This is a genomic window from Amycolatopsis sp. cg9 (assembly GCF_041346945.1).
In the GTDB taxonomy this organism is placed as follows: Bacteria; Actinomycetota; Actinomycetes; order Mycobacteriales; family Pseudonocardiaceae; genus Amycolatopsis.
Genome location: NZ_CP166850.1, coordinates 2,896,168 through 2,923,042, shown reverse-complemented (window position 1 = coordinate 2,923,042; position 26,875 = coordinate 2,896,168). Strand labels below are relative to the sequence as shown.

General features: G+C 71.1%; 31 protein-coding genes. 22 read left to right on the top strand and 9 right to left on the bottom strand.

All coding sequences use genetic code 11. The features are described 5' to 3' along the window. Nucleotides 1–33 precede the first annotated feature (33 nt). A complete protein-coding gene (locus AB5J73_RS13865) occupies nt 34–453 on the top strand; it encodes an ATP-binding protein (protein ID WP_370970128.1) in 420 nt (139 codons plus the stop codon). On the opposite strand, the gene AB5J73_RS13860 is transcribed toward AB5J73_RS13865, so the two are convergent. Continuing rightward, nucleotides 454–933, bottom strand: a complete 480-nt coding sequence (locus tag AB5J73_RS13860; RefSeq protein WP_370973141.1) for a MarR family winged helix-turn-helix transcriptional regulator — start codon at nt 931–933, stop codon at nt 454–456. Between the two features lie 47 nt (nt 934–980). On the opposite strand from AB5J73_RS13860, the gene AB5J73_RS13855 reads away from it, so the two are divergent. Further along, nucleotides 981–1,958, top strand: coding sequence for an aldo/keto reductase (locus tag AB5J73_RS13855; RefSeq protein WP_370970127.1), 978 nt, complete (start codon nt 981–983; stop codon nt 1,956–1,958). Nucleotides 1,959–1,976: 18 nt separating this feature from the next. Beyond that, nucleotides 1,977–2,615 (top strand): nitroreductase family protein, encoded by a 639-nt coding sequence (locus tag AB5J73_RS13850; RefSeq protein ID WP_370970126.1) that lies wholly within the window; start codon nt 1,977–1,979, stop codon nt 2,613–2,615. A gap of 143 nt (nt 2,616–2,758) precedes the next feature. Here the strand turns inward: AB5J73_RS13850 and AB5J73_RS13845 are convergent, their stop codons facing one another. The 3 genes from AB5J73_RS13845 to AB5J73_RS13835 all read right to left on the bottom strand — a co-directional run bounded on the left by AB5J73_RS13845 (nt 2,759) and on the right by AB5J73_RS13835 (nt 4,981). Next, complete coding sequence (locus tag AB5J73_RS13845) at nt 2,759–3,508, bottom strand: 3D domain-containing protein (RefSeq protein ID WP_370970125.1); 750 nt, start codon at nt 3,506–3,508, stop codon at nt 2,759–2,761. 149 nt (nt 3,509–3,657) lie between these two features. Further along, nucleotides 3,658–4,296: an alpha/beta fold hydrolase gene (locus AB5J73_RS13840; RefSeq protein WP_370970124.1), complete on the bottom strand. Its 639-nt coding sequence runs from the start codon at nt 4,294–4,296 to the stop codon at nt 3,658–3,660. A 10-nt stretch (nt 4,297–4,306) separates the two neighbouring features. Then, nucleotides 4,307–4,981, bottom strand: a complete 675-nt coding sequence (locus tag AB5J73_RS13835) for an HNH endonuclease family protein (protein ID WP_370970123.1) — start codon at nt 4,979–4,981, stop codon at nt 4,307–4,309. A gap of 175 nt (nt 4,982–5,156) precedes the next feature. On the opposite strand from AB5J73_RS13835, the gene AB5J73_RS13830 reads away from it, so the two are divergent. The 16 genes from AB5J73_RS13830 to hypB all read left to right on the top strand — a co-directional run bounded on the left by AB5J73_RS13830 (nt 5,157) and on the right by hypB (nt 17,627). Further along, nucleotides 5,157–6,200: a tetratricopeptide repeat protein gene (locus AB5J73_RS13830; protein ID WP_370970122.1), complete on the top strand. Its 1,044-nt coding sequence runs from the start codon at nt 5,157–5,159 to the stop codon at nt 6,198–6,200. Nucleotides 6,201–6,333: 133 nt separating this feature from the next. Then, nucleotides 6,334–6,954, top strand: a complete 621-nt coding sequence (locus AB5J73_RS13825; RefSeq protein WP_370970121.1) for an SIS domain-containing protein — start codon at nt 6,334–6,336, stop codon at nt 6,952–6,954. Next, nucleotides 6,951–7,187, top strand: a complete 237-nt coding sequence (locus AB5J73_RS13820) for a HypC/HybG/HupF family hydrogenase formation chaperone (protein ID WP_370970120.1) — start codon at nt 6,951–6,953, stop codon at nt 7,185–7,187. Before AB5J73_RS13825 ends, AB5J73_RS13820 begins: the two co-directional genes overlap by 4 nt. 19 nt (nt 7,188–7,206) lie before the next feature. Continuing rightward, on the top strand, nt 7,207–7,899 hold the full coding sequence (locus tag AB5J73_RS13815) for an SIS domain-containing protein (protein ID WP_370970119.1): 693 nt from the start codon (nt 7,207–7,209) through the stop codon (nt 7,897–7,899). Next, on the top strand, nt 7,896–8,954 hold the full coding sequence (locus AB5J73_RS13810; protein ID WP_370970118.1) for a hydrogenase expression protein HypE: 1,059 nt from the start codon (nt 7,896–7,898) through the stop codon (nt 8,952–8,954). Before AB5J73_RS13815 ends, AB5J73_RS13810 begins: the two co-directional genes overlap by 4 nt. Next, nucleotides 8,951–10,723, top strand: a complete 1,773-nt coding sequence (locus AB5J73_RS13805; RefSeq protein ID WP_370970117.1) for a nickel-dependent hydrogenase large subunit — start codon at nt 8,951–8,953, stop codon at nt 10,721–10,723. The genes AB5J73_RS13810 and AB5J73_RS13805 overlap by 4 nt, the downstream gene beginning before the upstream one ends. Next, the gene (locus AB5J73_RS13800; protein ID WP_370970116.1) at nt 10,723–11,250 is read left to right on the top strand and encodes a NifU family protein; all 528 of its coding nucleotides are present in this window, start codon (nt 10,723–10,725) and stop codon (nt 11,248–11,250) included. Before AB5J73_RS13805 ends, AB5J73_RS13800 begins: the two co-directional genes overlap by 1 nt. Then, the gene (locus AB5J73_RS13795) at nt 11,247–11,852 is read left to right on the top strand and encodes a DUF5947 family protein (protein ID WP_370970115.1); all 606 of its coding nucleotides are present in this window, start codon (nt 11,247–11,249) and stop codon (nt 11,850–11,852) included. Before AB5J73_RS13800 ends, AB5J73_RS13795 begins: the two co-directional genes overlap by 4 nt. Then, nucleotides 11,845–12,474 carry a DUF6084 family protein gene (locus tag AB5J73_RS13790; protein WP_370970114.1) on the top strand — a complete coding sequence of 210 codons (630 nt, stop codon included), beginning with the start codon at nt 11,845–11,847 and terminating at the stop codon, nt 12,472–12,474. The genes AB5J73_RS13795 and AB5J73_RS13790 overlap by 8 nt, the downstream gene beginning before the upstream one ends. Continuing rightward, the gene (locus AB5J73_RS13785; protein ID WP_370970113.1) at nt 12,471–13,631 is read left to right on the top strand and encodes a hypothetical protein; all 1,161 of its coding nucleotides are present in this window, start codon (nt 12,471–12,473) and stop codon (nt 13,629–13,631) included. The genes AB5J73_RS13790 and AB5J73_RS13785 overlap by 4 nt, the downstream gene beginning before the upstream one ends. Then, nucleotides 13,628–14,116: a hydrogenase maturation protease gene (locus tag AB5J73_RS13780; protein ID WP_370970112.1), complete on the top strand. Its 489-nt coding sequence runs from the start codon at nt 13,628–13,630 to the stop codon at nt 14,114–14,116. Before AB5J73_RS13785 ends, AB5J73_RS13780 begins: the two co-directional genes overlap by 4 nt. Before the next feature lie 4 nt (nt 14,117–14,120). After that, the gene (locus AB5J73_RS13775) at nt 14,121–14,393 is read left to right on the top strand and encodes a HypC/HybG/HupF family hydrogenase formation chaperone (protein WP_370970111.1); all 273 of its coding nucleotides are present in this window, start codon (nt 14,121–14,123) and stop codon (nt 14,391–14,393) included. A 10-nt stretch (nt 14,394–14,403) separates the two neighbouring features. Further along, a complete protein-coding gene (gene hypD, locus AB5J73_RS13770) occupies nt 14,404–15,531 on the top strand; it encodes a hydrogenase formation protein HypD (RefSeq protein ID WP_370970110.1) in 1,128 nt (375 codons plus the stop codon). Beyond that, nucleotides 15,528–16,604: a hydrogenase expression/formation protein HypE gene (hypE, locus tag AB5J73_RS13765; RefSeq protein ID WP_370970109.1), complete on the top strand. Its 1,077-nt coding sequence runs from the start codon at nt 15,528–15,530 to the stop codon at nt 16,602–16,604. The genes hypD and hypE overlap by 4 nt, the downstream gene beginning before the upstream one ends. After that, on the top strand, nt 16,604–16,939 hold the full coding sequence (hypA, locus tag AB5J73_RS13760; RefSeq protein ID WP_370970108.1) for a hydrogenase maturation nickel metallochaperone HypA: 336 nt from the start codon (nt 16,604–16,606) through the stop codon (nt 16,937–16,939). Before hypE ends, hypA begins: the two co-directional genes overlap by 1 nt. Then, nucleotides 16,932–17,627: a hydrogenase nickel incorporation protein HypB gene (hypB, locus tag AB5J73_RS13755; protein WP_370970107.1), complete on the top strand. Its 696-nt coding sequence runs from the start codon at nt 16,932–16,934 to the stop codon at nt 17,625–17,627. Before hypA ends, hypB begins: the two co-directional genes overlap by 8 nt. Here hypB and hypF read toward each other — a convergent pair. Together hypF and AB5J73_RS13745 are read right to left on the bottom strand one after the other, a co-directional pair. Next, nucleotides 17,584–19,734: a carbamoyltransferase HypF gene (gene hypF / locus AB5J73_RS13750; protein ID WP_370970106.1), complete on the bottom strand. Its 2,151-nt coding sequence runs from the start codon at nt 19,732–19,734 to the stop codon at nt 17,584–17,586. The genes hypB and hypF overlap by 44 nt on opposite strands. A gap of 4 nt (nt 19,735–19,738) precedes the next feature. Continuing rightward, complete coding sequence (locus AB5J73_RS13745; protein ID WP_370970105.1) at nt 19,739–20,650, bottom strand: LysR family transcriptional regulator; 912 nt, start codon at nt 20,648–20,650, stop codon at nt 19,739–19,741. A gap of 87 nt (nt 20,651–20,737) precedes the next feature. Between AB5J73_RS13745 and AB5J73_RS13740 the strand changes: the two genes are divergently transcribed. From AB5J73_RS13740 to AB5J73_RS13730, 3 genes are all read left to right on the top strand, one after another. Then, complete coding sequence (locus AB5J73_RS13740) at nt 20,738–22,039, top strand: aspartate aminotransferase family protein (RefSeq protein ID WP_370970104.1); 1,302 nt, start codon at nt 20,738–20,740, stop codon at nt 22,037–22,039. 64 nt (nt 22,040–22,103) lie between these two features. Continuing rightward, nucleotides 22,104–22,673, top strand: a complete 570-nt coding sequence (locus AB5J73_RS13735) for a hypothetical protein (RefSeq protein WP_370970103.1) — start codon at nt 22,104–22,106, stop codon at nt 22,671–22,673. Next, a complete protein-coding gene (locus tag AB5J73_RS13730; RefSeq protein WP_370970102.1) occupies nt 22,670–22,873 on the top strand; it encodes a DUF6186 family protein in 204 nt (67 codons plus the stop codon). The genes AB5J73_RS13735 and AB5J73_RS13730 overlap by 4 nt, the downstream gene beginning before the upstream one ends. Nucleotides 22,874–22,930: 57 nt before the next feature. On the opposite strand, the gene AB5J73_RS13725 is transcribed toward AB5J73_RS13730, so the two are convergent. The 3 genes from AB5J73_RS13725 to AB5J73_RS13715 form a co-directional block, all read right to left on the bottom strand. Next, nucleotides 22,931–24,283, bottom strand: coding sequence for a cellulose binding domain-containing protein (locus AB5J73_RS13725; RefSeq protein WP_370970101.1), 1,353 nt, complete (start codon nt 24,281–24,283; stop codon nt 22,931–22,933). Next, entirely contained in the window at nt 24,280–25,911 is a 1,632-nt protein-coding gene (locus AB5J73_RS13720) for a glycosyl hydrolase family 18 protein (RefSeq protein ID WP_370970100.1), read from the bottom strand. The genes AB5J73_RS13725 and AB5J73_RS13720 overlap by 4 nt, the downstream gene beginning before the upstream one ends. 254 nt (nt 25,912–26,165) lie before the next feature. Next, nucleotides 26,166–26,831, bottom strand: coding sequence for a DUF4097 family beta strand repeat-containing protein (locus AB5J73_RS13715; RefSeq protein ID WP_370970099.1), 666 nt, complete (start codon nt 26,829–26,831; stop codon nt 26,166–26,168). Nucleotides 26,832–26,875 lie beyond the last annotated feature (44 nt).

The window sequence follows — 26,875 nt, the reverse complement described above, 5'->3', positions numbered from 1 at the left end:
GGGCGGTACCGAACTCACTGGGAGGGGGACCGGATGACGACGTCGAAGATGCCGCAGCACACCGCCGCGGCAGCCGCCCCCCTGCGGGTGTTCCTCCCGGCCGATGTCACCGCCCCGGCGCTGGCCCGGCACGAGGTCCGGTCGGCGCTGCTCGGCTTCGGCGTGTGCGAGCGCCGGCTGGAAGACGTCCTGCTGGCCACGTCGGAGCTGGTCACGAACGCCTTCGAGCACGGCGAGCGGCCGCAGCGGCTGGAGCTGGAGTACGCGGACGGCCACCTGACGCTGCGCGTGTACGACACCGGCGCGCTGCTGCCCGAGCTGCGGGCGCCGTCCCCGGCCGAGGCGCGCAGCCGCGGGCTGGTGCTGGTCCAGGCGCTGTCGGTGGACTGGGGCTTCGAACGCTGCCCCGGCGGCAAGTACGTCTGGGCGGTCTTCCGGGTCGCCGACGCCTGATCAGCGCAGCTCGCGCGCGGCGTCGGTCTCCCCGATCCGCTCGCGGAACGGCTTCCGGTCGAGGGCTTCGACGATCGCGTCCAGCAGCGCGCGCAGCGAGTACGGCAGCTCGGCTTCCAGCGCTTCCGACGCCTCCGTCGTCGCGGCCCACTCCGCTTCGATCAGCGGCAGCAGGTCACGCGCCTTCGCGGTGAGCGACACGATCCGCTGCCGGGCGTCGGCGCCCGGTTCGAGGACGACGAGCCCGGCCCGGTTCATCTGCGCGACGGTCTGGCTGGCCGCCGAGTGCGTCACGCGCATCTCCGCGGCGAGGTCGCGGATGGCCAGCGGGCCGCGGGCCAGCAGCGCCCGCACCACCGGCGAGTAGCGCGGCCGGTAGCCGTCGAGGCCGATGTCGGCGAGGAACCGCGCGACGTCGCCGTCGAGGATCTCGAGGACGTGCCGCAGCCGGGTCCCCAGTCCGTCCGGACCCGAAGTCATGGCCATGACGGCCGATCATAGGCGGGGCCGTGTGCTTGGATCGCGGCATGGAGAACCGGAAGATCGCCCGGCTGGGCCGCGAGGTGTCCGTCGTGGGGCTCGGCTGCTGGCAGCTCGGCGCCGACTGGGGCGAGGTCGACGAGAACGACGCGCTGGGCGTGCTGCACGCGGCCGCCGACGGCGGTGTCACCTTCTTCGACACCGCCGACGTCTACGGCGACGGCCGCAGCGAGCGGCTGGTCGGCCGGTTCCTCGCCGACCGCGGCGACGTCTTCGTGGCGACCAAGATGGGCCGCCGGGTCGAGCAGGTGCCGGAGAACTACGTCGCCGCGAACTTCCGCGAGTGGAACGACCGGTCGCGCCGCAACCTCGGCGTCGACACGCTCGACCTGGTGCAGCTGCACTGCCCGCCGACGCCGGTGTACTCCTCGGACGCGGTGTACGACGCCCTGGACGCGATGGTCGACGAGGGCCGCATCAAGGCCTACGGCGTCAGCGTCGAGACGTGCGAAGAAGCCCTGACGGCGTTGGCGCGGCCGCACGTGGCGTCGGTGCAGATCATCCTGAACTGCCTGCGCCTCAAGCCCCTGGAGCGGGTGCTGCCGGTCGCGGCGGAGGCGGGCGCCGGGATCATCGCGCGGGTGCCGCTGGCGTCGGGCCTGCTGTCCGGCCGGTACACGGCTTCGACGACCTTCGCGGAGAACGACCACCGGAACTTCAACCGCCACGGCGAGGCGTTCGACGTCGGCGAGACGTTCTCGGGCGTGCCCTACGAGGCCGGGCTGGCGGCCGTCGAGCGGCTGCGCGGGCTGGTGCCCGAGGGGCAGGCGCTGGCGCGGTTCGCGCTGCGCTGGATCATCGACCAGCCGGGCGTGAGCACGGTGATCCCCGGCGCGCGCAACGCCGCGCAGGCCACGGCGAACACCACGGCGGCGGCGCTGCCCGCGTTGTCCCCCGAGGCGCTGGCGGGCGTCCGCGAAACGTACGACGAGCTGATCCGGCCGCTGGTGCACGATCGCTGGTGAGCCCGGCATGATGGGCCGATGATGACGCCCGAAGAGCTCCTGACCACCACCAGGACCGTGCGCAAGCGGCTCGACCTGGATCGCCCCGTGCCGCTGGACCTCGTGAAGCACTGCGTGCAGGTGGCGCTGCAGGCGCCGAGCGGTTCGAACACGCAGCGGTGGCAGTGGCTGGTGGTCACCGACGAGGACCAGCGGGCCGCGCTCGGGCGGATCTACAGCCGCGCCTGCCACGAGTACCTGGCGTCGCCGAACGCAGCGGGCAAGCAGTTCGCGGACGACCCTTCGCGGGCTCCGGTGCAGAAGCGGGTCGGCGAGAGCGTCGCGTACCTGGCCGACCGGATGGGTGACGTCCCGGTGCTGGTGGTGCCGTGCCTGGAGACGGCGTCCGCGGAGCTGCCGGCGGGCAACCAGGCGGGCATGTGGGCGTCGCTGCTGCCGTCGGTGTGGAGCTACATGCTGGCGGCCCGTTCGGTGACGCTCGGCACGGCGTGGACGACGCTGCACCTGAAGTACGAGCAGGAGGCGGCCGAAGTGCTGGAGCTGCCGAAGAACGTGCACCAGGCGGCGTTGATCCCGACGGCGTTCTACACGGGCGACACGTTCAAGCCCGCGGCGCGGCAGCCCCTGGAAGAGGTGCTGCACCTCGATCGCTGGTGACCGCCCATGAAGGCCTCCTTGCCGGGGCAGAGGGGGGGGACGTCGGCAAGGAGGCCTTCACGGCCTTTCGGCGGGCGGGAGGCTCAGCCGGTGCCGGCCTTGAATGTCGCCGCGAGCGCGGACTCGGCCTTCACGGTCCCTCCTCAGCGGACGGTCAGGGTGAGCCGTTGGATGCCCCAGGCGTCGGCCTGGGACCCGGGCAGCCAGACGTCGACGATGTCGCCGGCGATCCAGCTGCCGATGTCCGCCGCGTAGCACTCGCCGTAGCCGGGGACGGAGAACCGGGTGCCCCACGGGACGATCCGGGCGTCGACGGCGCAGAAACCCGGGCCGGCGCTGTAGCCGAGCGCGGTCTGGGCGACGTCGTTGTAGGACGTGACGCGGTAGTCCAGCGTGGTGCCGGCGGGGATGCGGTAGGTCGCGAGCCGGTTCGCGGTGTCGAGGCGGTAGGCCGTCGAGATCCGGCCGAGCGAGCCGGGTGAGTTGTCCTCCGCCGTCATGGCGTAGAGCTGGTAGTTCGCGTCCTGGCACGGGCTCGCGTCGGTGACGGTGAGCGTCGGCTGGCCCCAGTCGCTGATCCACTGCAGGGCCTGGCCGTTGCGGAACGCGCGGTACGCCTTCGCGCCGGGGACGCGGGCGAAGGTGAAGGTGACCTTGCCGTCGGCGCCGAGGCCGCCGCTGACGGAACCGGGGGCGGGCAGGCGGCCGCTCACGTCCACCGCGCCGACGAGGGTGCCCGGGCCCTGTCCGCCGGTGACCGGGCGGTCCGGGATCGGGCCCGGGTAGAAGTGCCGGCAGGCGGGCAAAGCCGCGGCCGACGCCGGTGCGGCGGGAGCGACGAGCAGACCGCCGGCGGCGAGCGCCGCCAGTGCGAGGACCCGGACTGGGCGCATGACGGGGAAACCTCCATGGTGGGGACCGGGGTGGAGGTGACGCGAGCGGGTTCACCGCCGGAAAACGACGTTAAGTGGCCTGGACCACACAGTCAATAGGTCTAGACCTTTAAGGCTTCCCGGTACCCGATCGGCGCAGCGGCGGTGAACTAGAGGTAGCTCACCAGGCGGTCGGCCAGCTGGACCGGGTGGCTGAGGGTGACGCAGTGCGGGCCGTCGATCTCGTCCGGCGTCAAGCCGAGGCGCTCCCGGGCGACGCGGCGCTGGAAGTCCGGCGCGAAGAACCGGTCGTCGCGGCAGAGCAGCACCCGCGTGGGGACGTCCGGGTGGGCCGCCAGCGGCCACGGCTCGTCCCACTCCTTGCTGACCTGCTCGCGCCCGTGCGCCTGGCACTCCTCGGCCAGCGCGGCCGGGACGCCGTTGAAGAACTGCTCGGCCTCGGACAGCCCGGCCGGTGCGGCGAAGCCGGTGTTGCCCCACCACTCCCCCGGCGGCTCGGCCGGCGCCGGGACCATCCCGGCCAGGTAGACGAGCAGGCGCGCCCGCACCTTCGACGCGACCAGCGGCGCCGTGAACCCACCGTACGAATGCCCGACGACGGCGACGTCCGACGCGTCCCCCAAGGCCGCCAGCACCGTGTCGGTGAAGTCGGAAAGCCCGGCCGCCCGGTCGGTGATCGGCAGGTCCGGCGCGACGAAGTCGTGCCCGCGGGCGACCAGCTCCGGGCCGAGGAGGTGGAAGTCCCAGCCGCTGCCGCCGCCCCCGTGGACCAGCGCGAAAGTCGTCATGGCGGCCAGCTCAGCAGCGGCGCAACATGTCCGTCAAGGCCGTTTTCTCCCCCTGCGTGATCGTCAGGCCGTAGTGGTGCTTCACCACGATCCAGTCGGTCGCGTAGGTGCACCAGAACGCCACCAGCGGCGGTTTCCACTGGTCGGGCGCCTTGTCGCTCTTCTGCTGGTTGACGTTGTCGGTGACGGCGAACAACTGCGGCCGGGTCAGGTCGTTGGCGAACTGCTCGCGCTTCTCGGCCGTCCACGTCTTCGCGCCGCTCGCCCACGCCTGGCCGAGCGGGACCATGTGGTCGATGTCGAGGTCGGTCGGCTTCGTCCACGTCTCGCCGTCGTAGATGCTGGTCCACGTCCCGGCCGTCGCTTTGCAGTCCTTGTCAGTCTGGACGTCCTTGCCGTCCCGCTTGAGCACGACTTCGCGGGTGTCGCAGCCGGAGCCCTGGCTGTCCCAGTGCTTGAACTTCTCGCGCGAGTAGCCGTCCATGGACGTCCGCGCGGCGATCGTCAGCTCGTCGAGCTGCTTCTGCGCGTCGGCGGCGCTGACCGGCACCGGGCCCGCGGTGGACGGCGGGGTCGCGCCCGCCCCCCTGCTCGTCACCCAGTACCCGAAGAGGGCGACCGCGAGGATCGCGACTACCAGCAGGATCCGTTGCGTCACGCTGAGCCGAAAGCTGCGGGCCGCCAAGATTTTCTCCTCTCACCTGCGGGTGCGCGCGGCGTAGTCTCACCCGTGCCGGCCTGGGACAACCGCGCCGACACGACGACCTGGCGCGAATGTGATCTCGCCCACCCACGGCGGTGTCACACCGGGCCCAAGAACTGCGACTACCGGAGCAGGACCCATCCGGAGGGAGCAGCCGATGCCCGGTCGGCTCAAGAAGTTCGACGAGTTCTTCCAGCGCAAAGCCGCTGAAGGCGGCAACGTCGTCGCCATGGCCAGGATGGGCTCGGCCATGCGCGAACGCGGGGAGCTCGCCGAGGCCGAGTCCTGGTACCGCAAGGCCGCCATGGGCGGCGACCGCGTCTCGATGACGTCGCTGGCCCACCTGCTGGCCGAGCGCGGGGCCCAGGAAGAGGCCGAGCGCTGGTACCACGAAGCGGCGCTGGCCGGCGACCCGCACGGGATGCTGAACCTCGCCCGCTCGTACGAACGGCAGGGGAAGCGCGACGAGGCCCAGCACTGGTACGGCGAGGCCGCCCGCACCGGCGACCTGCCCTCGATCGCCGCGCTCGGGCACCTGCTCCGCGAGCAGGGCAAGGGCGACGAGGCCGAGTCGTGGCTGCGGCAGGCCGCCGACGCCGGCACCACCAGCGCGATGATCGACCTGGGCATCGTGCTGCGCGACCGCGGCCAGGCCGCGGAAGCCGCCCGCTGGTGGCGCTCGGCCGCGCTGGCGGGCGACCTCGCGGCCACCTGCCAGCTGGGCAGGCAGGCCGAACGGCTCGGCAGGCCGGGCGACGCCGAGTCGTGGTACCGCCAGGGCGCGACCGGCGGGAACAGCGAGGCGATCGTCCGGCTCGGGCTGCTCCTGCACCGCCGCGGCGACCTCGAGGAAGCGGAGAGCTGGTACCTCGACGCCGCCGAGCGCGGCGACCCGGCGGCGATGACGAACCTCGGCGTGCTGGCCCGCAACCGCGGCGACGAGGGCGAAGCCGCGGCCTGGTACCGCAAGGCCGCCGAGCACGGCAGCGTCCCGGCGCTCACCAACCTCGGCCACCTCGCCGAGCACCGCGAGGACTTCGCGGAGGCCGAGCAGTGGTTCCGCCGCGCCGCCCGCACCGGGGACGTCCAGGGCATGCTGAGCCTGGCCCGGATGCTGCGGTCGCGCGGCGCCGCCCACGAGGCGGAGCAGTGGCTCGCCCGGGCGGAGCACGCGCAGGACGACCGCGAGCACCACTTCTGATCGGCTGTTCAGGTGGCCAGGTCACGCTCCGCGGCGTGGCACGAACCCCCATCGATCTATTGTGTGATCCAACTCACAGCTCTAGCCTGGGTGAGCTCCCACCGCCGAGCAGCTGCCCTGAGGAAGTGCCGCGATGTCGTGGTCACCGAATCACCCGGACTCCGTCGACGTCCTTTTCGAGCGCCGGAAGGCCCCGGTGCTCGCCCTCGCCGACGACGCCAGGACGGTGGCGGCGGCGTGCCACGACATGGCCCGGCGCTTCCACCGCGGCGGCAAGCTCGTGGTCTTCGGCAACGGCGGCCCCAGCACCGACGCCCAGCACGTCGCGGTCGAGTTCGTCCACCCGGTCATCGTCGGCAAGCGGGCGCTGCCGGCGCTCTCGCTGACCGCCGACGTCGCGACGGTCACCGGCGTCGCCAGCCGCGCCGGCCTCGACGACGTCTTCGCCCACCAGCTGCGGATCATCGGCGACCCGGCCGACATCGCGCTCGGCATCTCGACCGACGGCGACTGCGCCAACGTCCGGCGCGCCCTGGAGACCGCCCGCGGGCTGCGGATGCTCACCGTCGCGCTGACCGGCGGCGACGGCGGGGCGATCGCCGCGACCCCCGGGCTCGACCACGTCCTCGTCGCCCGCTCCGCCGACCCGCGCGTGGTCAAGGAGGTGCACGTGACCACCTACCACGTGCTGTGGGAGCTGGTGCACGTCTTCTTCGAACACCCCGGCGCGCTGACCCCGGAGGTGGCGTCGTGAGCGCCCGTGACGCCGACAGAGCTCTCGGCCCCGTCTGCCACGACGGGGTGTGCATCACCTGCTCCGACACCGCGGTCGAAGTGACCGTAGTCGAACTCCTGGACCTCGGGTTCGCAGTCGTGGATACCGGCTCGGGCCGGGAAGAGGTGAGCGTCGCGCTGGTCTCGGCCGGCGTCGGCGACCGAATCCTGGTGCACGCCGGTGAAGCCATCGCTCGTCTGGAGAATCCCTAGCCGAGGGAGTTGACGCGCCATGACGCGGGAGCACACCCCCGTGGGCGCGGACGGACTCGAGGCGCTGTACCCGTTCCTCTACGCGGGTTCCAGCGACCTCGACGCCGTCCTCCGCCAGGTCGAACAGTCCACTGTGGACAAGGTGCGGGAGGTCGTCGCCCTCCGCGCCGAGGTCCTCGCGGCCGACCGCGACCGCCTGTTCGCGTGCGCCCAGGACGTGGCGCGGGCGTTCCGCGGCGGCGGCCGGCTGCTCGCCTTCGGCAACGGCGGCAGCTCGACCGACGCCCAGGACCTCGCCAGCCTGTTCCTGAGCCCGGCGGGCGACGCCCGGCCGTTGCCCGCCTTCGGGCTGACGAACGACATCGCGGTGGTGACCGCCCTGTCCAACGACATCGGGTTCGACGTCGTGTTCGCCCGCCAGATCGCCGCGTTCGGGCGGGCCGGCGACATCGCGGTGGGCCTGTCGACGAGCGGGAACTCCGCGAACCTGGTGCGCGCCTTCGACGAAGCCGCCCGGCGCGGCCTGGTGACCGTCGGCATCGCCGGCTACGACGGCGGCAAGATGGCCGAGCTGGACAGCATCGACCACCTCTTCGTCGTCCCGTCCCCTTCCGTGCACCGCATCCAGGAAGCCCAGACGACCCTCTACCACGCGCTGTGGGAGCTGACCCTCGGCGCGCTCGACGACCTCGCCAAGGGTGATCAGCCGTGACGCATGCCGCAGAGCAAACCGAAGAGCAGCCCATCCACATCCTCTGGATCAACGCCGGTCTCTCGTGCGACGGCGACTCCGTCGCGCTGACCGCCGCCACGCAACCGAGCATCGAGGAAATCGTCCTCGGCGCTTTGCCCGGCTTGCCCAAGATCGCGGTCCACTGGCCGTTGATCGACTTCGAGTGCGGTCCGGACAAGGGGGCCGACACCTTCATCGAATGGTTCTACAAGGCCGACCGCGGCGAGCTGGAACCGTTCGTCCTGGTCGTCGAGGGCTCGATCCCGAACGAGACGATCAAGGACGAGGGCTACTGGTGCGGGTTCGGGAACAACCCGGCCACCGGCCAGCCGATGACGACCAGCGAGTGGCTGGACCGCCTGGCCCCCAAGGCCCTGGCCGTGCTCGCCGCGGGCACCTGCGCCACCTACGGCGGCATCCACGCGATGGAGGGCAACCCGACCGGCGCGATGGGCGTGCCCGACTACCTCGGCTGGAACTGGAAGTCCGGGGCCGGCATCCCGATCGTCTGCGTGCCCGGCTGCCCGACCCACCCGGACAACCTGTCCGAGACCATCACCTACCTGCTCTACCAGGCCGCCGGCCAGGCGCCGATGATCCCGCTCGACGACCACCTGCGGCCGCAGTGGCTCTTCGGCGCGACCGTCCACGAGGGCTGCGACCGCGGCGGCTACTACGAGCAGGGCCAGTTCGCCGACACCTACGACTCCCCCAAGTGCCTGGTGAAGCTGGGCTGCTGGGGTCCCGTCGTCAAGTGCAACGTGCCCAAGCGCGGCTGGATCAACGGCGTCGGCGGCTGCCCGAACGTCGGCGGCATCTGCATCGGCTGCACCATGCCGGGCTTCCCGGACAAGTTCATGCCGTTCATGGACGAGCCGCCGGGCGCGCACGTGTCGTCGCTGGCCAGCGGCGCGTACGGGGCGGTGATCCGCCGGCTGCGGAAGATCACCGAGCGCAAGGCCGACAAAGAACCGAAGTGGCGGCACAAGGGCGGCAAGCTCGACACCGGCTACCAGGCGGGGGCGCGGTCATGACCGAGATGAAGGACAAGACCGGCCTCGTCGAGATGGCGTGGGACCCGATCACCCGGATCGTCGGCAGCCTCGGGATCTACACGAAGATCGACTGGGCGCAGAAGAAGGTCGTCGAGTGCCACAGCACGTCCTCGGTCTTCCGCGGCTACAGCATCTTCATGAAGGGCAAGGACCCGCGGGACGCGCACTTCATCACCAGCCGGATCTGCGGGATCTGCGGCGACAACCACGCGACGTGCTCGGTCTACAACCAGAACATGGCCTACGGCGTCCGCCCGCCGCACCTCGGCGAGTGGATCATCAACCTCGGCGAGGCCGCCGAGTACATGTTCGACCACAACATCTTCCAGGAGAACCTGGTCGGGGTCGACTACTGCGAGCGGATGGTCGCCGAGACCAACCCCGGCGTCCTGGAGCTGGCCAACCGCACCGAAGCACCGCACGCCGGCGACCACGGTTACCGCACCATCGGCGACATCATGCGCTCGCTCAACCCGCTCGAGGGCGAGTTCTACCGCGAGGCGCTGCAGGTGTCGCGCAGCACGCGGGAGATGTTCTGCCTGATGGAAGGACGGCACGTCCATCCGTCCACTTTGTACCCGGGCGGCGTCGGCACGGTCGCCACCGTGCAGCTGTTCACCGACTACCTGACCCGGCTGATGCGCTACGTCGAGTTCATGAAGCGCTGCCTGCCGATGCACGACGACCTCTTCGACTTCTTCTACGAAGCCCTCCCCGGCTACGAAGAGGTCGGGCGGCGCCGGATCCTGCTCGGCTGCTGGGGCAGCCTCAACGACCCCGAGCACTGCGACTTCACCTACGAGAACATGGCGGCCTGGGGCCGCAAGATGTTCGTGACGCCCGGCGTGGTCGTCGACGGCAAGCTCGTCACGACCAGCCTGCTGGACATCAACCTCGGCATCCGGATCCTGCTCGGCAGCTCGTTCTACGAGGACTGGACCGACCAGCCGATGTTCGTCACGCAGGACCCGCTCGGCAACCCGGTCGACCAGCGCCACCCGTGGAACCAGCACACCATCCCGCGGCCGGCGAAACGCGACTTCGACAGCAAGTACTCGTGGACCATGTCGCCGCGCTGGTTCGACGGCCAGGACCACCTCGCCCTCGACACCGGCGGCGGCCCGATCGCCCGGCTGTGGGTGACCGCGCTGGCCGGGCTCGTCGACACGCCGTACCTGAAGTCGACCGGGCACAGCGTCGTGATCAACCTGCCGCGCACGGCCACCAAGCCCGAAGTCACCTTCGAGTGGAAGATCCCGAAGTGGAGCAACGCGCTGGAGCGCAACCGCGCGCGAACGTACTTCCAGGCGTACGCGGCCGCGTTGGCGCTGCACTTCGCCGACCAGGCGCTCGGTGAGGTCCGCAGGGGCAACACCAAGACGTGGGAGCCGTTCAAGGTCCCCGACGAGGGCGTGAGCTGCGGCTTCACCGAAGCCGTCCGCGGCGTGCTCTCGCACCACATGGTGATCAAGGGCGGCAAGATCGCGAACTACCACCCGTACCCGCCGACGCCGTGGAACGGCAGCGTGCGCGACAGCTTCGGCACGCCGGGGCCGTACGAGGACGCCGTGCAGAACACGCCGATCTTCGAGGAGAACACGCAGGAGAACTTCAAGGGCATCGACATCATGCGCGCGGTCCGCAGCTTCGACCCGTGCCTGCCCTGCGGCGTCCACATGTACACCGGCAAGGGCAAGGTGCTGGAACGGCTGCACACCCCGCACGCGTTCGGCGGGGAGTTCGGCTGATGACCGATGTCGACGAAGTCGGCGCGCGCATCGAGCAGCTGCTGGGCGGGTTTTCCGGCACCGACGCCGAGCTCGCCGAGGACCTCGTCCACACGCTGCTCGAGTTCTACGGTGCCGGCCTGGCCCGGATCGTCGAGGTCGTCGACCGGCCTGTGCTGGACCGCCTCGCCGAGGACGACCTCGTCCGCGGCCTGCTCGTGCTGCACGACCTGCACCCGCGGTCGACCCACGAGCGGGTCGCGGAAGCCCTCGACAAGGTCCGCCCGTACCTGGGTTCGCACGCCGGCGACGTCGAATTCGTCGGGATCGACGACGGCGTCCTGCGGCTGCGGCTGCAGGGCAGCTGCGACGGCTGCCCGTCCTCGACGGTCACCGCGAAGTACGCGATCGAGCGGGTGGTCCGGGAGGCGGCGCCGGAGATCTCCGACGTCGTGGTCGACGGGGTCGTGGCCGACGGGGCCGGGCCGGCGGAGACCGGTCCCGGCGGGCGGCCCCTGCTCCCCCTCTGCCCGGTGGAGGTCCCGTGACCGGCGGCCTGCGCAGGTTCCGCGCCCCCGCCCAGCGCGCCGCGCCGGGCGAGCGGTGCGAGATGTGCGCGGAACCGGTCGGCGCGGAGCACGGGCACGTCATCGACCTCGAGTCCCGGACGATCCTGTGCACCTGCCGGGGCTGCTACCTGCTCTTCACCCACAGCGGAGCGGGCGGGAAGCGGCACCGGGCGGTCCCGCAGCGCTTCCGGTACGTGCCGCGCTTCCGGCCGGGCCGGGCGCTGTGGGAATCCGCGGGCATTCCGGTCCGGACGGCGTTCCTGTTCCGGAACTCGGTGCAGGGCCGCGCGGTCGCGTTCTACCCCAGCCCGGCGGGCGCGACGGAGTCCCTGCTCCCGCTGGGCGCGGGCGAGGAGCTGCTCGCCTTCGCGGACCTCGCCGACGACGTCGAAGCGCTCCTGGTGAACCAGCTCGACGGGGGTTTCGAGGCCTTCCTCGTGCCGATCGACGCCTGCTACGAGCTGGTCGGCATCGTCCGCTCGACGTGGCGGGGCTTCGACGGCGGTACCGAAGCGCACGAGGCCATCGACGGGTTCTTCGCGCGCCTGCGGGAGCGCAGCGAGGTCGTGACCGATGGCTGAGCTGACCTTCGGCTGCGTCGACGTCCGGCCGCTGAAGTACGCCGCGTCCCCGACGCTGGCGTTCAAGCTGCGGATCTCCGAGCTGAGCGGGCAGCCCGTCCACGCGATGGTGCTGCGCGTCCAGATCCGCATCGAGCCGCAGCGCCGCCGGTACGCCGACGACGAGTCGGAGCTGCTCACCCACCTCTTCGGCGAGCGTTCCCGGTGGGGCGAAACGCTGAAGCCGTTCCAGTTCACCTCCGTGTCGGTGACCGTGCCGGGGTTCAGCGGCGCCACCGAGGTCGACGTCGAAGTGCCGTGCACCTACGACCTCGAGGTCGCGGCCGGCAAGTACTTCCACGCGCTGGCCGACGGTGTCGTGCCGATGGTGCTGCTGTTCAGCGGGACGGTGTTCGGCAAGGGCGGGCCGGGGTTCTGGGTCGAGCAGGTGCCGTGGCACACGCAGGCCGAGTGCCGGATGCCGGTGACCGTCTGGGACGAGCTGATGGCGCGCTACTTCCCGAACACCGCGTGGATCAAGCTGCCGCGGGAGTCGGTGGACGCGCTGCTCAAGTACAAGGCGCGGCACGCGATCCCGACCTGGGAAGCCGCCGTCGAGCAGCTGTTGGCCGGTGGGTCATGAACGTCCTCGACCAGGCCCGCGCGGTCGGCGACGCCGTGCTCTACGAGGGCTACCTGCTCTACCCGTACCGGGCGTCGGCGCCGAAGAACCGCGTGCGCTGGCAGTGGGGCGTGCTGGTGCCGCCGTCGTACGCGTCGGCGGAGATCGGCGAGCACGCGTCCGCCGGCGCCGAGTGCGTCCTCGAACCGCTGGAACGCACGGTCCTGCGCGTCAAGCTGCGGTTCCTGCAGGCCCGGACCCGGCTCGTCGACGACACCCCGTGGGACGAAGCCGCCGAGCAGGAGATCGACTTCGAGCTGCCGCTGTCCGAACTCCCGGCCGAAGCGCCGTTCTCCGTGCCGGGCGACGGGCAGCGGACGCACGAGCTGTCCGGCGTCCTGACCGCCCGCGTCGACCCGCTCGACGGGCCGTTCGGCGGCGCCCGGCTGCGGCTCGCGGTGCACAACACGACGTCGTGGCTCTCCGACGGCGTCCGCGAGCACGCCCTGCGCCACGCGCTGCTGGCCGCCCACCTGGTGCTGAGCGTCGACACCGGGCACTTCCTGTCGATGCTGGACCCGCCGGAGTGGGCGAAACCGGCGGTCGAAGCCTGCCGGCAAGAGCGGCTGTGGCCGGTGCTGATCGGCGACACCGCGCGCAGCACGGTGGTGCTCGCGTCGCCGATCATCCTCTACGACGACCCCTCCATCGCCGCCGAAAGCGCCGGGGAGCTCTTCGACGGCACCGAAATCGACGAGATCCTCACGCTGCGCACGATGACGCTGACCGACGAGGAGAAGCGCGAAGCCCGGGCCACCGACCCGCGCGCGGCGGCGATCGTGGACCGCGTCGACGCGATGCCACCGGAACTGCTCGACCGGCTGCACGGCGCGATCCGGTCCCTGCGCCCGGTCGAGCCTTCGGTGGTCGTCGCCGGCGTGCGCGTCACCGAGGGGTCCCGCGTGCGGCTGCGGCCGAACCTGCGCGGGGCCGACGCCCAGGACATGTTCCTCGCCGGCCGGACCGCCACCGTGCGCGTCGTGCTGTCCGATGTGGACGGCGGCACGCACGTCGCGGTGACGCTCGACGACGACCCCGGCGCCGACCTGCAGCACGCGCACGGCCGGTACCGGTACTTCTCCCCCGACGAGATCGAACCACTGGAGGTCGCGGAATGAGGCCACGAGTCCTGGTCGCCGGCATCGGGAACATCTTCCTGGGCGACGACGGTTTCGGCGTCGAAGTCATCAAGGAGCTGGAGCAGGCCGAGCTGCCACCCTGGGTGCAGATCGCCGACTACGGCATCGCCGGCATGCACCTCGCCTACGACCTGATGGGCGGCTACGACACGACGATCCTGCTCGACGCGACCCCGCACGGCCGGCCGCCCGGCACCCTCTCGCTGATCGAGGCCGACACCGGGGACCTGGCGGCGGCGTCGGCGATCGACGCGCACGGCATGCAGCCGGACGCCGTGTTCCGGCTGCTGCGCCTGCTCGGCGGCGACGCCGGGCGCGTGCTCGTCGTCGGCTGCGAACCGGCGTGCCTCGACGGCGGGATCGGGCTGTCGCCCCAGGTCACCGCGGCCGTTCCGGCGGCCGTCCGCGCGGTGACCGAACTGGCCTGGGGCACCAGCCCGCAACTGCAACCCACGGAGGTGTGAGCCCATGTGCCTCGGCATCCCGGGAGAGGTCATCGAGATCAGCGAGGAGCGCCCGGACCTCGCGAAGGTGTCGGTGAGCGGCGTCAAGCGGCTCATCAACATCGGCCTGCTCGAAGACGACCCGCCCGTCCCCGGCGAGTGGATCCTCATCCACGTCGGGTTCGCGCTGTCCAAAATAGACGAAGCGGAAGCGGCCGCCGCGCTGGACTTCCTCGAAAGCATCGGCAAGGCGTACGAGGACGAGATGGCCGCCCTGCTGGAATCCCGGATCGATTAGAGGAGTCGTCATGCGTTTCGTCGACGAGTTCCGCGACGCGGACAAGGCGCGGGCGCTGTCCGCGAAGATCACGTCGCTGTGCGAGCCGGGCCGCCAGTACAAGTTCATGGAGGTCTGCGGCGGGCACACGCACACCATCTACAAGCACGGCCTCGAGGACTACCTGCCCGAGAGCATCACGCTGGTGCACGGGCCGGGCTGCCCGGTGTGCGTGATCCCGATGGGCCGCGTCGACGACGCCATCCACATCGCCCGGCAGCCCGGCGTGCTCATGACGTCGTTCGGCGACATGATGCGCGTGCCCGGCTCCGGCGGGAACTTCTTCGACTCGAACGCCGAAGGCACCAACATCCGGATGGTGTACTCGCCGCTGGACTCGCTGAAGATCGCGCGGCAGAACCCGGACCTGCGCGTGGTGTTCATGGCCATCGGGTTCGAGACCACGACGCCGTCCACCGCGATGACGCTGCTGCGCGCGGCCGCCGAAGGCATCGAAAACTTCTCGGTGTTCGGCAACCACGTCACGATCATCCCGGCCATCAAGGCCATCCTCGACTCCCCCGACCTGCGGCTCGACGGCTTCATCGGCCCGGGCCACGTCTCGACGGTGATCGGCTGCCGGCCGTACGAGTTCATCGCCCGCGACTACGGCAAGCCCGTCGTGGTCGCCGGGTTCGAGCCCCTGGACATCCTGCAGTCGATCTACCTGCTGATGGTCCAGCTCTCCGCCGGGAAGTCCGAAGTGGAGAACCAGTACTCCCGCGTCGTGCCGTGGAACGGGAACGTCGTCGCGCTGAAGGCCATCAACGAAGTGATGGAGCTGCGGCCGTACTTCGAGTGGCGCGGCCTCGGGTTCATCACGCACTCGGCGATGGCGATCCGCGAGAAGTACGCGAAGTTCGACGCCGAGCGGATCTTCGAGATTCCCGGCCTGCGCGTCGCCGACCCCAAGGCGTGCCAGTGCGGCGAGGTGCTCAAGGGCGTGCTGAAGCCGTGGGAGTGCAAGGTGTTCGGCACCGCGTGCACCCCGGAGACGCCGATCGGGACGTGCATGGTCTCGCCCGAAGGCGCCTGCGCGGCGTACTACAACTTCGGCCGGTTCAGCCGGCAACGCGTCCGGGAAGCGAGCCGCGCATGACCACCACCGAACGCGAGCAGCAGGTCCTCGACCGCATCGAGCGGGCGCGGCGCCGGCGCGCGAAGGTGCGTGAAGAGCGCATCACGCTGTCCCACGGCGCGGGCGGCAAGTCGACGCACACGCTGATCGAGGCGGTCTTCCTCGACGCGTTCCGCAACCCCGTGCTGGAGCCGCTGGAAGACGCGGCGACGCTGACCATCGGCGACGCCCGCCTGGCCCTGACGACGGACTCCTACGTCGTCTCGCCGCTGTTCTTCCCCGGCGGGAACATCGGCGACCTGGCGGTCAACGGCACCGTGAACGACCTCGCCGTGTCCGGCGCGCGGCCGCTCTACCTGACCGCCGGGTTCATCCTCGAAGAGGGCTTCCCGGTCGAGGACCTGCTGAAGATCGTCGACTCGATGAAGTCGGCGGCACTGGCGGCCGGCGTGCAGATCGTCACCGGCGACACCAAGGTCGTCCAGCGCGGGAAAGCCGACGGCGTGTACGTCAACACCGCCGGGGTCGGCGTGCTCACGCGCACCGGCCTGGGCGTGGCCACCGTGAAGCCCGGAGACGCCGTCCTCGTCTCCGGGCCGATCGGCGACCACGGCGTCACGATCATGCTGGCCCGCGGCGAGCTCGACATCGACGCCGACCTGGAGTCCGACACCGCGCCGGTGCACGACCTGGTGGCCGGGCTGCTGGCCGCGGTGCCCGGCGTGCGCGCGATGCGCGACGCGACCCGCGGCGGGGTCGCGACGATCCTCAACGAGATCGCGAAGGCTGCGGAAGTCGCCGTGGTCGTCGACGAGAAAGCCGTCCCGGTGCGCGAGGAGGTCCGCGGCGCGTCGGAGCTGCTGGGCATCGACCCGCTGTACGTCGCGTGCGAAGGCCGGATCGTGGTCGTCGTGGACGGTTCGCAGGCCTCGGCCGCGCTGGCCGCGTTGCGCGGGCACCCGCTGGGCGCGGCCGCGGCGGTGATCGGCCGGATCGCCGACGACCCACCGGGCCTCGTGCTGCTGAACACCGCGTTCGGCGGCACCCGGATCGTGGACCTGCTGGTCGGGGACCCGCTGCCGAGGATCTGCTAGTGCACGAGATGGCGATCACGCAGTCGGTCGTCGACGCGATCGTCGCCAAGCTGGGCGACGCGACGGTGACGAGCGTGCGGCTGGAGATCGGGCAGCTGTCGGGCGTGGTGCCGGACAGCGTCCGGTTCTGCTTCGACGTCCTCTGCGCGGGGACGTCCTTGGAGGGCGCCCGCCTGGACATCGCCGAGCCGCCGGGCCAGGCGCGCTGCCACGACTGCGGCGCGGAGTTCGGCCTCGACGACTTCATCGTGCTGTGCCCCTGCGGCAGCGCGAACGCGGCGGTGCTGGCGGGACGGGAACTGCGGATCACGTCGGTGGAGGTCAGTCATGTGTGACACCTGCGGTTGCTCGGACTCGGAAGTCCGGATCACCGACCACGCCCACACCGTGGTCATGGAACAGGACATCCTGGCGAAGAACGACGAACTCGCGGCGCACAACCGCGCGCACCTGCGATCTTCCGATGTCTTCGCGATCAACCTGATGAGTTCGCCCGGCGCGGGCAAGACGACGTTGCTGGAGCGGACGATCCGGGTCATGGACACGCCGTGCGCGGTGATCGAGGGCGACCAGGAGACGTTGCTCGACGCGGAGCGCATCAAGGCGACCGGCGCGCCGGTGGTGCAGATCAACACCGGTGCCGGCTGCCACCTGGACGCGTCGATGCTGCACCGGGCGCTGCACTCGCTGGCCCCGGCGGCGGGCTCGACGTTGTTCATCGAGAACGTCGGCAACCTGGTCTGCCCGGCGCTGTTCGACCTCGGCGAGGCGGCGCGCGTCGTGATCCTGTCGGTGACCGAAGGCCCCGGGAAGCCGGTCAAGTACCCGCACATGTTCGCCGCGACGGATCTGGTGCTGCTGAACAAGATCGACCTGCTGCCGTACGTCGACTTCGACGTCGCCGAGTTCGAGCGGGACGTCCGGAGGGTCAACCCGTCGGCGGCGTTGCTGCAGATCAGCGCCACCCGCGGCGACGGCCTCACCGACTGGTACGACTGGCTACGGCGACCTGCCCGAAGCTGATCCCGCCGTCGTTGGCCGGGACGTCCCGGTGGGTCAGGACCCGGAAACCGGTTCGTTCCAGGGTTTCCACGGTCCGGTCGAGGAGCAGGACGTTCTGGAAGACGCCACCGGAGAGCGCGACCGTGGTGCTGCGCTCGCGGAAGCGGTCGCAGGTCCGCGCGATCGCGTCGGCGACCCCGTTGTGGAACCTCGCGGCCTTCGCCGCCTTCGTGCCGGCGTCGTCCAGGAGCGCGGCGATGAGGTCCTCGCCGTGGACCACGTCGTCGACCCGCGCGGGGTAGGCGGCCTGCTCGGCCGGGTCGGCCAGCTGCTCCAGCTCGATGGCGGCCTGGCCTTCGTAGGTGATGGTGTCCCGGACGCCGAGCAGTGCGGCGGCGGCGTCGAACAGGCGGCCGGCACTGGACGTCAGGGGTGAGTTGATCCCGCTGCGCTTGAGCTTGACGACGTCTTCGCGGGCGGGCAGGCCGAGCTCGTCCACATAGGACGCCGCCATCCGCCAGGGCTGCTTGATCGCCGCGGCACCGCCTGGCATGGCGACCGGCCGGAGGTGGGTGAGGCGTTCGTAGCTCGTGAGATCGGCGAGGAGGAACTCGCCGCCCCAGATGGTGCCGTCCGGGCCGAAGCCGGTGCCGTCGAAGGCGACGCCGAGCACCGGGCCGTCCTCGCCGTTGTCGGCCAGGCAGGCGGCGATGTGGGCGTGGTGGTGCTGCACGCCGAGCAGCTCGACGTCCTGGTCGATGGCGTACTTGGTCGACAGGTACTCGGGGTGCAGGTCGTGGGCGACGAGCACCGGGTCGATGGCGAAGAGGCGCTTGAAGTGCTCGATGCCTTCGGTGAAGGACTTGAGCGTTTCGTAGTTCTCCAGGTCGCCGATGTGGTGCGAGAGGAAGGCGTGGCGGCCCTTGGCGAGGCAGAAGGTGTTCTTGAGTTCGGCGCCGCAGCCGAGGAGGTGCTTCTTCGTTTCGAGCCGGACCGGCTCGGGCGCGTAGCCGCGTGAACGCCGCTGGACCTGGGGTCCACCGCGGGTGATCCGGATGACGGAGTCGTCGGTCCGGACGTGGATCGGCCGGTCGTGGCCGAGGAAGGCATCGGCGATGCCGGTCAGCCGGTCCAGGTCTTCGTCGCGGTGCACGATGGGCTCGTCGGAGACGTTGGCGCTGGTCAGCACGATCGGCCCGGTGCGTTCCAGCAGCAGGTGGTGCAGCGGGGTGTAGGGCAGCATGAGCCCGATCCGCCGGTTCCCCGGCGCGACGGCCTCGGCGAGTTCGGCCCTCTTCGGCAGCAGCACGATGGGCCGTCGCCGACCGGCGAGCGCTTCTTCGGCCGCCGCGTCCACTTCGGCCAGTTCCCTGGCTTGGTCCAGATGGGCGACCATGACGGCGAAGGGCTTGTCCTCGCGGTGCTTGCGCCGCCGCAACCGCCGGGCGGCTTCCTCGTGCCGCGCGCCGACGGCGAGGTGGTACCCGCCGAGGCCCTTGATCGCGACCACCTCCCCGGCGCCCAGGGCCTCGACGGCCGCCGCGATCGGGTCCCCGCCGCCGGGCTCGAATCGCAGGGCGGGCCCACAAGCCGGGCAGCAGACGGGCTGGGCGTGGAACCGCCGGTCGGCCGGGTCCTCGTACTCGAGCTCGCAATCGGCGCACATCGCGAACGCGGCCATGGTGGTCAGCGGCCGGTCGTAGGGCACCCCCTTGACGATGGTGAACCGCGGCCCGCAGTTCGTGCAGTTGACGAAGGGGTACCGGAACCGCCGGTCCGCGGGGTCGCGCAGCTCCCGCAGGCAGTCGCCGCAGGTGGCGGAGTCGGCCGAGACGAGCGTGTCGGCGCCCCCACCGGCCGGACTGGCGACGATGACGAACCCGGCCCCACCGGTCGCGGGAATCTCGCGGGTCTCGACCCGATCGACCACCGCGAGCGGCGGCGCTTCGGCCGTCAAGGCAGCGACGAAGGCCGCGACATCGGACGGCGGACCTTCGGCCTCGGCGAAGACACCGCGCCCGTCGTTCCCGACGAACCCGGCCACCCCGAACCGCAGCGCGAGCCGGTGGGCGAACGGCCGGAACCCCACGCCCTGCACCACCCCGGCGACGCTGATCGCCACGCGCACCCGGTCAGTCTGCGCCCCCGCCGGCCCAGGCGGCCAGTCCCGGCAGGTCCGGTGGTTGCCGCAGGGCGTCGAGGACCACGTTGACCCCCGCGCGCAGCGGGGTGCCCCGGCGTACGACCGCCGTGATCGTGCGGGTCACCGGGGTCGACAGCTCGCGCGTCGCCACCCGGTAGCGGCGGTCGACCGCCAGGCCCGGGAGCAGCGCGATCGACAGGCCGGCCTCCACGTGCTGCAGCGTCATCAGGTAGTTGCTGAAGCGGCACACCACCCGCGGCTCGAAGCCCGACTCGCGGCACAGGCGCAGGGTCAGGTTCGCCATGTACGACTGCGGTACGTCCAGCGCCCACGGCGCGTCCGCGTAGGCCGACAGGACCGCCGGGCCGCGGGGTGCTTCCGGCGGGGTGACCAGCACGATCGGGTCCGTCGCCAGCGGGACGATGTCGAGGTCCGGGCCCAGCGGCTGCTCGACGAAGTCGGTCGTGGTGATGATGACGTCGGCGTCGCCGCCGCGCAGGGCCGGGATGCTCTCGTGCGGCTCCAGCTCCAGCAGCTGGACCTCGAGGTGCGGGTGCGCCAGCCGGGTCACCGCCGGGACGGCGAGGGTGTGGATCGCGCTCTGGAACGCGCCGAGCCGGACCAGGCCGGCCGGTTCGCCGCCGAGGCTGCGCAGCTCCGCCTCGACGGTGTCCATGTGGTCGAGGATCGCCCGGGCGCGGCGGGCCAGCACCAGCCCGGCGGGCGTCAGCCGGACCCGGCGGCCGGTGCGTTCCAGCAGCTGGGTGCGGGTTTCCGCTTCGAGCACCGCGAGCTGCTGCGACACGCTGGACGCGCTCAGGTTGGCGTCCTGCGCCACCGCGCGGACCGTGCCCAGGGTGTCGAGCCTGCTCAGCAGCCGCAGGCGCCACGGGTTCAGCATGCCGCCATTGTTGTCCGGAAAAACCGAACACCAAAGCCGGAATCGTGAGATGGACGTGGCGCTCGGGGCCGACTTACCGTCGACGCCATGGCCGCAACCTTCTGGGACGACGCCGACCGGCACCTCGTGCGGTACGGCGGTGCGTTCACCCGCGAAATCATCGACCGCGCCGAGGGCAGCTTCGTCTTCACCGAAGACGGCCGCCGGATCCTCGACTTCACGTCCGGCCAGATGAGCGCGATCCTCGGGCACTCGCACCCGGAGATCGTCGAGACCGTCCGGCGGCAGGCCGCGAAGCTGGACCACCTGTTCAGCGGCATGCTGAGCCGCCCGGTCGTCGACCTGGCGCGGCGCCTCGCCGCGACGCTGCCGGCCCCGCTGGAGAAGGCGCTCCTGCTGACCACCGGCGCCGAATCGAACGAGGCCGCCGTCCGGCTGGCCAAGCTCGTCACCGGCAAGCACGAGATCGTCTCGTTCGCCCGCTCGTGGCACGGCATGACCCAGGCCGCGGCGAGCGCGACGTACAGCGCCGGCCGCAAGGGCTACGGCCCCGCCGCGCCGGGCAACTTCGCCATCCCGGCCCCCAACGCCTACCGCCCCGACTTCACCGACGCCGACGGCCGGCTCGACTGGCGGCGTCAGCTCGACTTCGGGTTCGAGATGATCGACGCGCAGTCGGTCGGGAGCCTCGCCGCGTGCATCGTCGAGCCGATCCTCAGCTCCGGCGGCGTCATCGAACCGCCACCCGGCTACTTCGCCGCGCTGGCCGGGAAGTGCCGTGAACGCGGCATGCTGCTGATCCTCGACGAAGCCCAGACGGGCCTCTGCCGCACCGGCACCTGGTACGCGTTCGAGCGCGACGGCGTCGTCCCCGACATCCTGACGCTGTCCAAGACGCTCGGCGCGGGACTGCCGCTCGCCGCGGTGCTGACGAGCGCGGAGATCGAGCAGGAGGCGCACGACCGCGGCTTCCTCTTCTTCACCACGCACGTCTCGGACCCGCTCCCGGCGGCGGTCGGGAACACCGTCCTGGACGTGCTGGCCCGCGACCGCCTCGACGCGCGGGCGGTCGAGCTGGGCGGCCTGCTCCGGCGGGGCCTGGCCGGGATCGCCGAGCGCCACGAGGTGGTCGGCGACGTCCGCGGCCGCGGCCTGCTGGCGGGGCTGGAACTGGTGGTGGACCGCGAAACCAAGCGCAGCTCGGACGAGCTGGGCGCCCGCGTCACCCGGCGCTGCCTCGAACTCGGGCTGCACATGAACATCGTGCAGCTGCCGGGGATGGGCGGGGTGTTCCGGATCGCGCCACCGCTGACGGCGTCCGAAGAGGAGATCACACTGGGCGTGTCGATCCTCGACCAGGCGATCGGCGACGCCGTCAAAACGCTCTGAACCTGGAATCGCCGGGCGTGGCGCGACGTTTTCGACAGAAACTGTGTCGCGAAGGAGCTACGCCATGGCTCTCGGCTTCCGCAGTCACCCGCTCACCGTCGACCTGCCGGTCGTCGCGCTCACGCTCGCGGCGATCGCGCACTGGATCCGCGGCGCGCCCGCGGACGCGCTGATCTTCCTGGCGGTCACACTGGTCCTCTTGATCACCGAACGGCCGCGCGCGGAGACCGCGGTCCTCGGGGAGCCGTTCCGGGTGCCGGGGTTCGCCGTGGTCGCCGCCGGGCTGCTGGTGCTGGCGTTCGGCCGCGACAGCGTCCCGGTGGCGGTCGCCATCTCGGCGATCGGATTGGTGGCGCTGTTCGAGGAGTGGCGCGACCCGTCGCTGCCGGCCGATCGCCCGGTGCCGCGCCGGGCGTGGGTGTGGTCGGCGGTCGCGTTGAGCTGGTGCGCGTGGGAGCTGCTGTCCTTCGTCTACGAGCAGGCCGCGGGCGGGCTGTCGGAGACCCACCCGACGATGAGCGACCTGGTCGACCCGCTGCTGACCAGCCGCTGGGTCCAGGCGCTGGCGATCACGGGCTGGCTGGCGGCGGGCCTGGCCATGCTGCGCGCGGCGGCCGCGGCGAGGCGGTCGTGAACACCCGGATGGTCACCGAGCTGGGGTTCGGGCTGATCGTGCTCGCCGCGCTCGGCCTGGGCGTGGCGAGCCACGCGTGGCCGAAGCGGGTGCCGAAGCTGACGAGCGTCCTGGCCGTGGTGATGCGGCGGCGCAGTGCGCGGATCGCGTTCGTGCTGGCCTGGTGGTGGGTCGGCTGGCACTTCTTCGTCGGCCACTGAGAAAGGCCTCCTCGCCGGCCCGGGGAGCCGGCGAGGAGGCCTCTTTTCACGACGACGTCAGAAGCCCGCCGTCACTTTCGTGAAATCCCAGTCGTTCTGGGCGATCCCGCTGCACGCCGCCTGGACGCCGCCGCCCGGGCAGCCGCGGTCGCGGTTGACCGACCAGAACGCCAGGCGCGCGATCTGGTTCGACTTGGCCCAGTTGGTGATCTGGGTCCAGGTCGGCAGGTCGGTCAGCTCCTGCTGGTCGGACAGGCCGTTCATGCCCGAGATGCCGAGGTGGGCGTACGCCGTGGCGTCGTTCCACCCGAACGTCGACTTCAGCTTGTCGCGCAGGCCGTTCGCCGCGCTCACCGTGCTGTTGTACATGTTCGCGCCGCCGCCGAAGTCGAACGGCATGATCGTGTACACGTCCACGTTCGCGCCCAGAGCCTTCGACTGGTCGATGAGCCGGTTCCCGTAGTAGTTGGGGCCGGTCGTCGACGTGCCGAAGGTCAGGATCGTCTGGATCCCCGGGTTGTTCTGCTTGACGATCTTCAGCGCGCCCAGGATGCGGTCCTGCACGGCCTCGTTCTCGAACTCGTCGGAGTTCTCGATGTCGATGTCGATCGCCTTCAGCCCGTAGGCGTTGATCACCTGCTGGTAGGCGCCCGCCAGCGCGGCGGACGTCGAGCAGTTCGGGCCGAGCTTGTTACCGCTCCAGCCGCCGAACGACGGGACGACCTGGCCGCCCGCCGCCTTGATCTGCGCGATGGCGTTGGCGTCCGCGCTGCCCGAAAGCGGGCGGCTGCTGTCCCACGCCGGGTTGCAGCCACCGGAGGCGTTGATGAACGCCATGGTGAACCACTTGATCCCGGTCGCGTTCATCACCGTCTGCGGGTTCGGCGGGTTGCCCCAGCCCAGGTACAGGTACGGCGCGCCCTTGCCACCGGTCCCCGGCGGCGGGGTGGTCGTTGGCGGGGGCGTCGTCGTAGGCGGCGGTGTGGTCGTGGTGGGGGGTGTGCCCCCGGCGGCGCACGAACCGCCGTTCAGCTTGCAGTTCGCCGGGGCGGCGTACGCACCGGAGTACGTCACGTTGAAGCCGAAGCTCGCGCTGGCGCCGTTGCCGACGTTGCCGTTCCACGAGTTCTTCACCGTGACGTGCTGGCCGGACGCGGTGTAGCTGCCGTCCCAGAGCGACGAGATCTTCGCGCCGCTCGGCAGGTCGAATTCGACGGTCCAGCTCGGCAGCGTCGAACCCGAGCCGTTGGCGATCGTGTACTTGCCTTCGTACCCGGTGCCCCAGTCGGAGCCCTTGGTGAAGGTCGCGGACACGCCGCCCGCCGCGTTCGCCGGCGCGATCACGAACATCGCGCCGATCGTGGCGGCCGCGGCCGCCAGCCCGAGTGCGGGCAACCACCGGCGTTTCACGACAAGCCGTTCTTCATCGCGGTGATGAGCTCGCCGCCGGTGGTGTCCCCGGTCAGCTCCCAGAAGAAGGCGCCGCCGAGACCCTGCTGCTTGGCGTAGGACATCTTCCCGCCGATGGTCGCCGGGGTGTCGTAGCTCCACCAGTTGCTGCCGCACTTCGCGTACGCGGTGCCGGCGAAGGTGCCGGTCGACGGGCAGGTGTTCTTGAGGACCTTGTAGTCCTCGATGCCCGCCTCGTACGTGCCCGGCGCGGCGCCGGTCGCGGTACCGCCCGGGGCGTCCTGCGTGACGCCGGTCCAGCCGCGGCCGTAGAACCCGATGCCCAGCAGCAGCTTGCTCGACGGGACGCCCTTGCTCTTCAGCTTCTGGATCGCCGCGTCGGAGTAGAAGCCCTGCGTCGGGATGCCGGTGAAGTTGGTCAGCGGCGAGTGCGGGGCCGTCGGACCCTGAGCCGCCCACGCGCCGAAGTAGTCGTAGGTCATCACGTTGTACCAGTCGACGTACTGCGCGGCGCCGCCGTAGTCGGCGACGTCGAGCTTGCCGCCGCTGCTGCCGTCCGCGGTGATCGCCGAGGTGATGAGGAACGACGAGCCGAACTTCGTCCGCAGCGCGCCCATCAGGTTCTTGTAGGCCGCGGCACCGCTGGTGTCACAGGAGAGACCGCACGCGTTGGGGTACTCCCAGTCGATGTCGATGCCGTCCCAGATGTCCGCCCAGCGCGGGTCCTTGAGCAGGTTGTAGCAGGACTGCGCGAACGCGGCGGCGTTCTGCGAGGCCTGGCCGAAGCCGCCGGAGTAGGTCCAGCCGCCGAACGACCAGATGATCTTGAGGCCCGGGTGCAGCTTCTTCAGCTTGCGCAGCTGGTTGAAGTTGCCGGCCACCGGCTGGTCCCAGGTGTCGGCGACGCCGTCCACGCTGCCCGCGGCGTCGTAGGTCTTCTGGTAGTCGGCGTACGGGTCGTCGTTCGCGGTGCACTGCCCGTTCTTGACGTTGCCGAACGCGTAGTTGATGTGGGTCAGCTTGCTCGCCGAACCCGACGTCTCGATGTTCTTGACGTGGTAGTTGCGCCCGTAGACGCCCCATTGCACGAAGTAGCCGACGTTCTTCAGCCCACCCGGCTGCGGCGGCGTGGTCGTCGTCGGCGGCGTGGTGGGCGTGGTCGGGGTGGTGGGGTTGGTGGTCGGCTGCGTCGGGGTCGTCGGCGTGGTGGTCGGGGTGCCACCGCCGGCGTCGCAGGAACCGCCGTTCAGCTTGCAGTTGGCGGGCGCCGAGTAGGTGCCGGAGTAGCTGACGTTGAAGCCGAAGCTGGCGCTCGCGCCGTTCCCGACGTTGCCGTTCCAGCTGTTCTTGACGGTGACGTGCTGCCCGGAGGCGGTGTAGCTGCCGTCCCAGAGGGACGCGATCTTCGCGCCGGACGGGAGGTCGAACTCGACCGTCCAGCTCGGGAGCGTCGCACCGGAGCCGTTGTTGATCGTGTACTTGCCTTCGTACCCGGTGCCCCAATCGGAGCCCTTGGTGAAGCTGGCGCCGACACCACCGGCGGCGCTCGCCGGCACGGTGACGAGACCGACCGCGATCGCACCGACCGCGGTGAACAGACCTAGGAGGTGCCATCTCTTTCTGGACATCGCTCTCCCTTGAACCAGGTGCGGGACGGCGGACACCAACACCGACGGCGGGGACCAGGCCGGTGTTTTGCGCCGTTTTGCGAAGACGGTACGTGGTCCAGACCAATTATGGAAGAACAACTACTCACCGTGCCGAGCGGCGGTGGACCAGCCCCGGCGGAGGTACCGGACTGGTCTAGTCCAGTTACGCAAAGCAGCCGGCCGCCCGCCTGATCCACGACCGGCCGGGCGCGATCAGGCGGGCGGGGCGGTCCTCACAGGCTGCGCGCGGTGATGTCGCCGACGGCGGTGGTCGCGTGGATCGTCAGCTCGGCCGCACCGTCGCCGTTCCTCAGCGAGTTGTGGATCCGGCCGTGGGAGGTGCCCGCGTCCAGGGCGGCCGACACCCCGGCGGCGGCCGCGATCTCGACGTCGCCGGCCTCGGTGCGCAGCACCACCGCGCCGCGCGCGGCTTCGACGACCCGGATGTCGCCCTTGCTCGTGCGGATCTCCGCGTCGCCGCTCAGGCGGCCGACCGAGACGTCGCCGGCGCGGGTGACGAGCCGGGCGGACGCGGCTTCGTCGACGTCGATCGAGCCGTTCTCGGTCTCGACGACCACGTCGCCCAGGCGCCCGACGGCCAGGAACTCGACGTCGGCGGCCGTCAGCTCGACCCGCGACCCGGCGGGCAGGCCGACCGTCACGTCGATCGCTCCGGACGGGCCGAAGTACTGGTTCTTCGCCGGGGCCGCGATCCGCAGGACGCCGTCGCCGTACTCGACGGTGGTCTGCTCCGCCGCCTTCGCGTCGCGGGACTTGGCCGCGTCCGCGGGGCGGACCTCGACCGTGGTGTCGGCCCGGTCGGCGGCGACGAACCGGACGCGCGCCGCGGGCACGGTCAGGATGGCGGAGATCGGGGCGGGGGTGGGGAACGTGGTCATGGCGGTGGTCTCCTGGCGCTCGTGTTCTCTTCGGTGTGGGAACG

Coding starts and splice junctions, on each gene's coding strand:
- AB5J73_RS13865 (WP_370970128.1), top strand. CDS start 34: ATGACGACGTCGAAGATGCCGCAGCACACCGCCGCGGCAGCCGCCCCC.
- AB5J73_RS13860 (WP_370973141.1), bottom strand. CDS start 933: ATGACTTCGGGTCCGGACGGACTGGGGACCCGGCTGCGGCACGTCCTC.
- AB5J73_RS13855 (WP_370970127.1), top strand. CDS start 981: ATGGAGAACCGGAAGATCGCCCGGCTGGGCCGCGAGGTGTCCGTCGTG.
- AB5J73_RS13850 (WP_370970126.1), top strand. CDS start 1,977: ATGATGACGCCCGAAGAGCTCCTGACCACCACCAGGACCGTGCGCAAG.
- AB5J73_RS13845 (WP_370970125.1), bottom strand. CDS start 3,508: ATGCGCCCAGTCCGGGTCCTCGCACTGGCGGCGCTCGCCGCCGGCGGT.
- AB5J73_RS13840 (WP_370970124.1), bottom strand. CDS start 4,296: ATGACGACTTTCGCGCTGGTCCACGGGGGCGGCGGCAGCGGCTGGGAC.
- AB5J73_RS13830 (WP_370970122.1), top strand. CDS start 5,157: ATGCCCGGTCGGCTCAAGAAGTTCGACGAGTTCTTCCAGCGCAAAGCC.
- AB5J73_RS13825 (WP_370970121.1), top strand. CDS start 6,334: ATGTCGTGGTCACCGAATCACCCGGACTCCGTCGACGTCCTTTTCGAG.
- AB5J73_RS13815 (WP_370970119.1), top strand. CDS start 7,207: ATGACGCGGGAGCACACCCCCGTGGGCGCGGACGGACTCGAGGCGCTG.
- AB5J73_RS13805 (WP_370970117.1), top strand. CDS start 8,951: ATGACCGAGATGAAGGACAAGACCGGCCTCGTCGAGATGGCGTGGGAC.
- AB5J73_RS13800 (WP_370970116.1), top strand. CDS start 10,723: ATGACCGATGTCGACGAAGTCGGCGCGCGCATCGAGCAGCTGCTGGGC.
- AB5J73_RS13790 (WP_370970114.1), top strand. CDS start 11,845: ATGGCTGAGCTGACCTTCGGCTGCGTCGACGTCCGGCCGCTGAAGTAC.
- AB5J73_RS13785 (WP_370970113.1), top strand. CDS start 12,471: ATGAACGTCCTCGACCAGGCCCGCGCGGTCGGCGACGCCGTGCTCTAC.
- AB5J73_RS13780 (WP_370970112.1), top strand. CDS start 13,628: ATGAGGCCACGAGTCCTGGTCGCCGGCATCGGGAACATCTTCCTGGGC.
- AB5J73_RS13775 (WP_370970111.1), top strand. CDS start 14,121: ATGTGCCTCGGCATCCCGGGAGAGGTCATCGAGATCAGCGAGGAGCGC.
- hypD (WP_370970110.1), top strand. CDS start 14,404: ATGCGTTTCGTCGACGAGTTCCGCGACGCGGACAAGGCGCGGGCGCTG.
- hypE (WP_370970109.1), top strand. CDS start 15,528: ATGACCACCACCGAACGCGAGCAGCAGGTCCTCGACCGCATCGAGCGG.
- hypB (WP_370970107.1), top strand. CDS start 16,932: ATGTGTGACACCTGCGGTTGCTCGGACTCGGAAGTCCGGATCACCGAC.
- AB5J73_RS13745 (WP_370970105.1), bottom strand. CDS start 20,650: ATGCTGAACCCGTGGCGCCTGCGGCTGCTGAGCAGGCTCGACACCCTG.
- AB5J73_RS13740 (WP_370970104.1), top strand. CDS start 20,738: ATGGCCGCAACCTTCTGGGACGACGCCGACCGGCACCTCGTGCGGTAC.
- AB5J73_RS13735 (WP_370970103.1), top strand. CDS start 22,104: ATGGCTCTCGGCTTCCGCAGTCACCCGCTCACCGTCGACCTGCCGGTC.
- AB5J73_RS13720 (WP_370970100.1), bottom strand. CDS start 25,911: ATGTCCAGAAAGAGATGGCACCTCCTAGGTCTGTTCACCGCGGTCGGT.
- AB5J73_RS13715 (WP_370970099.1), bottom strand. CDS start 26,831: ATGACCACGTTCCCCACCCCCGCCCCGATCTCCGCCATCCTGACCGTG.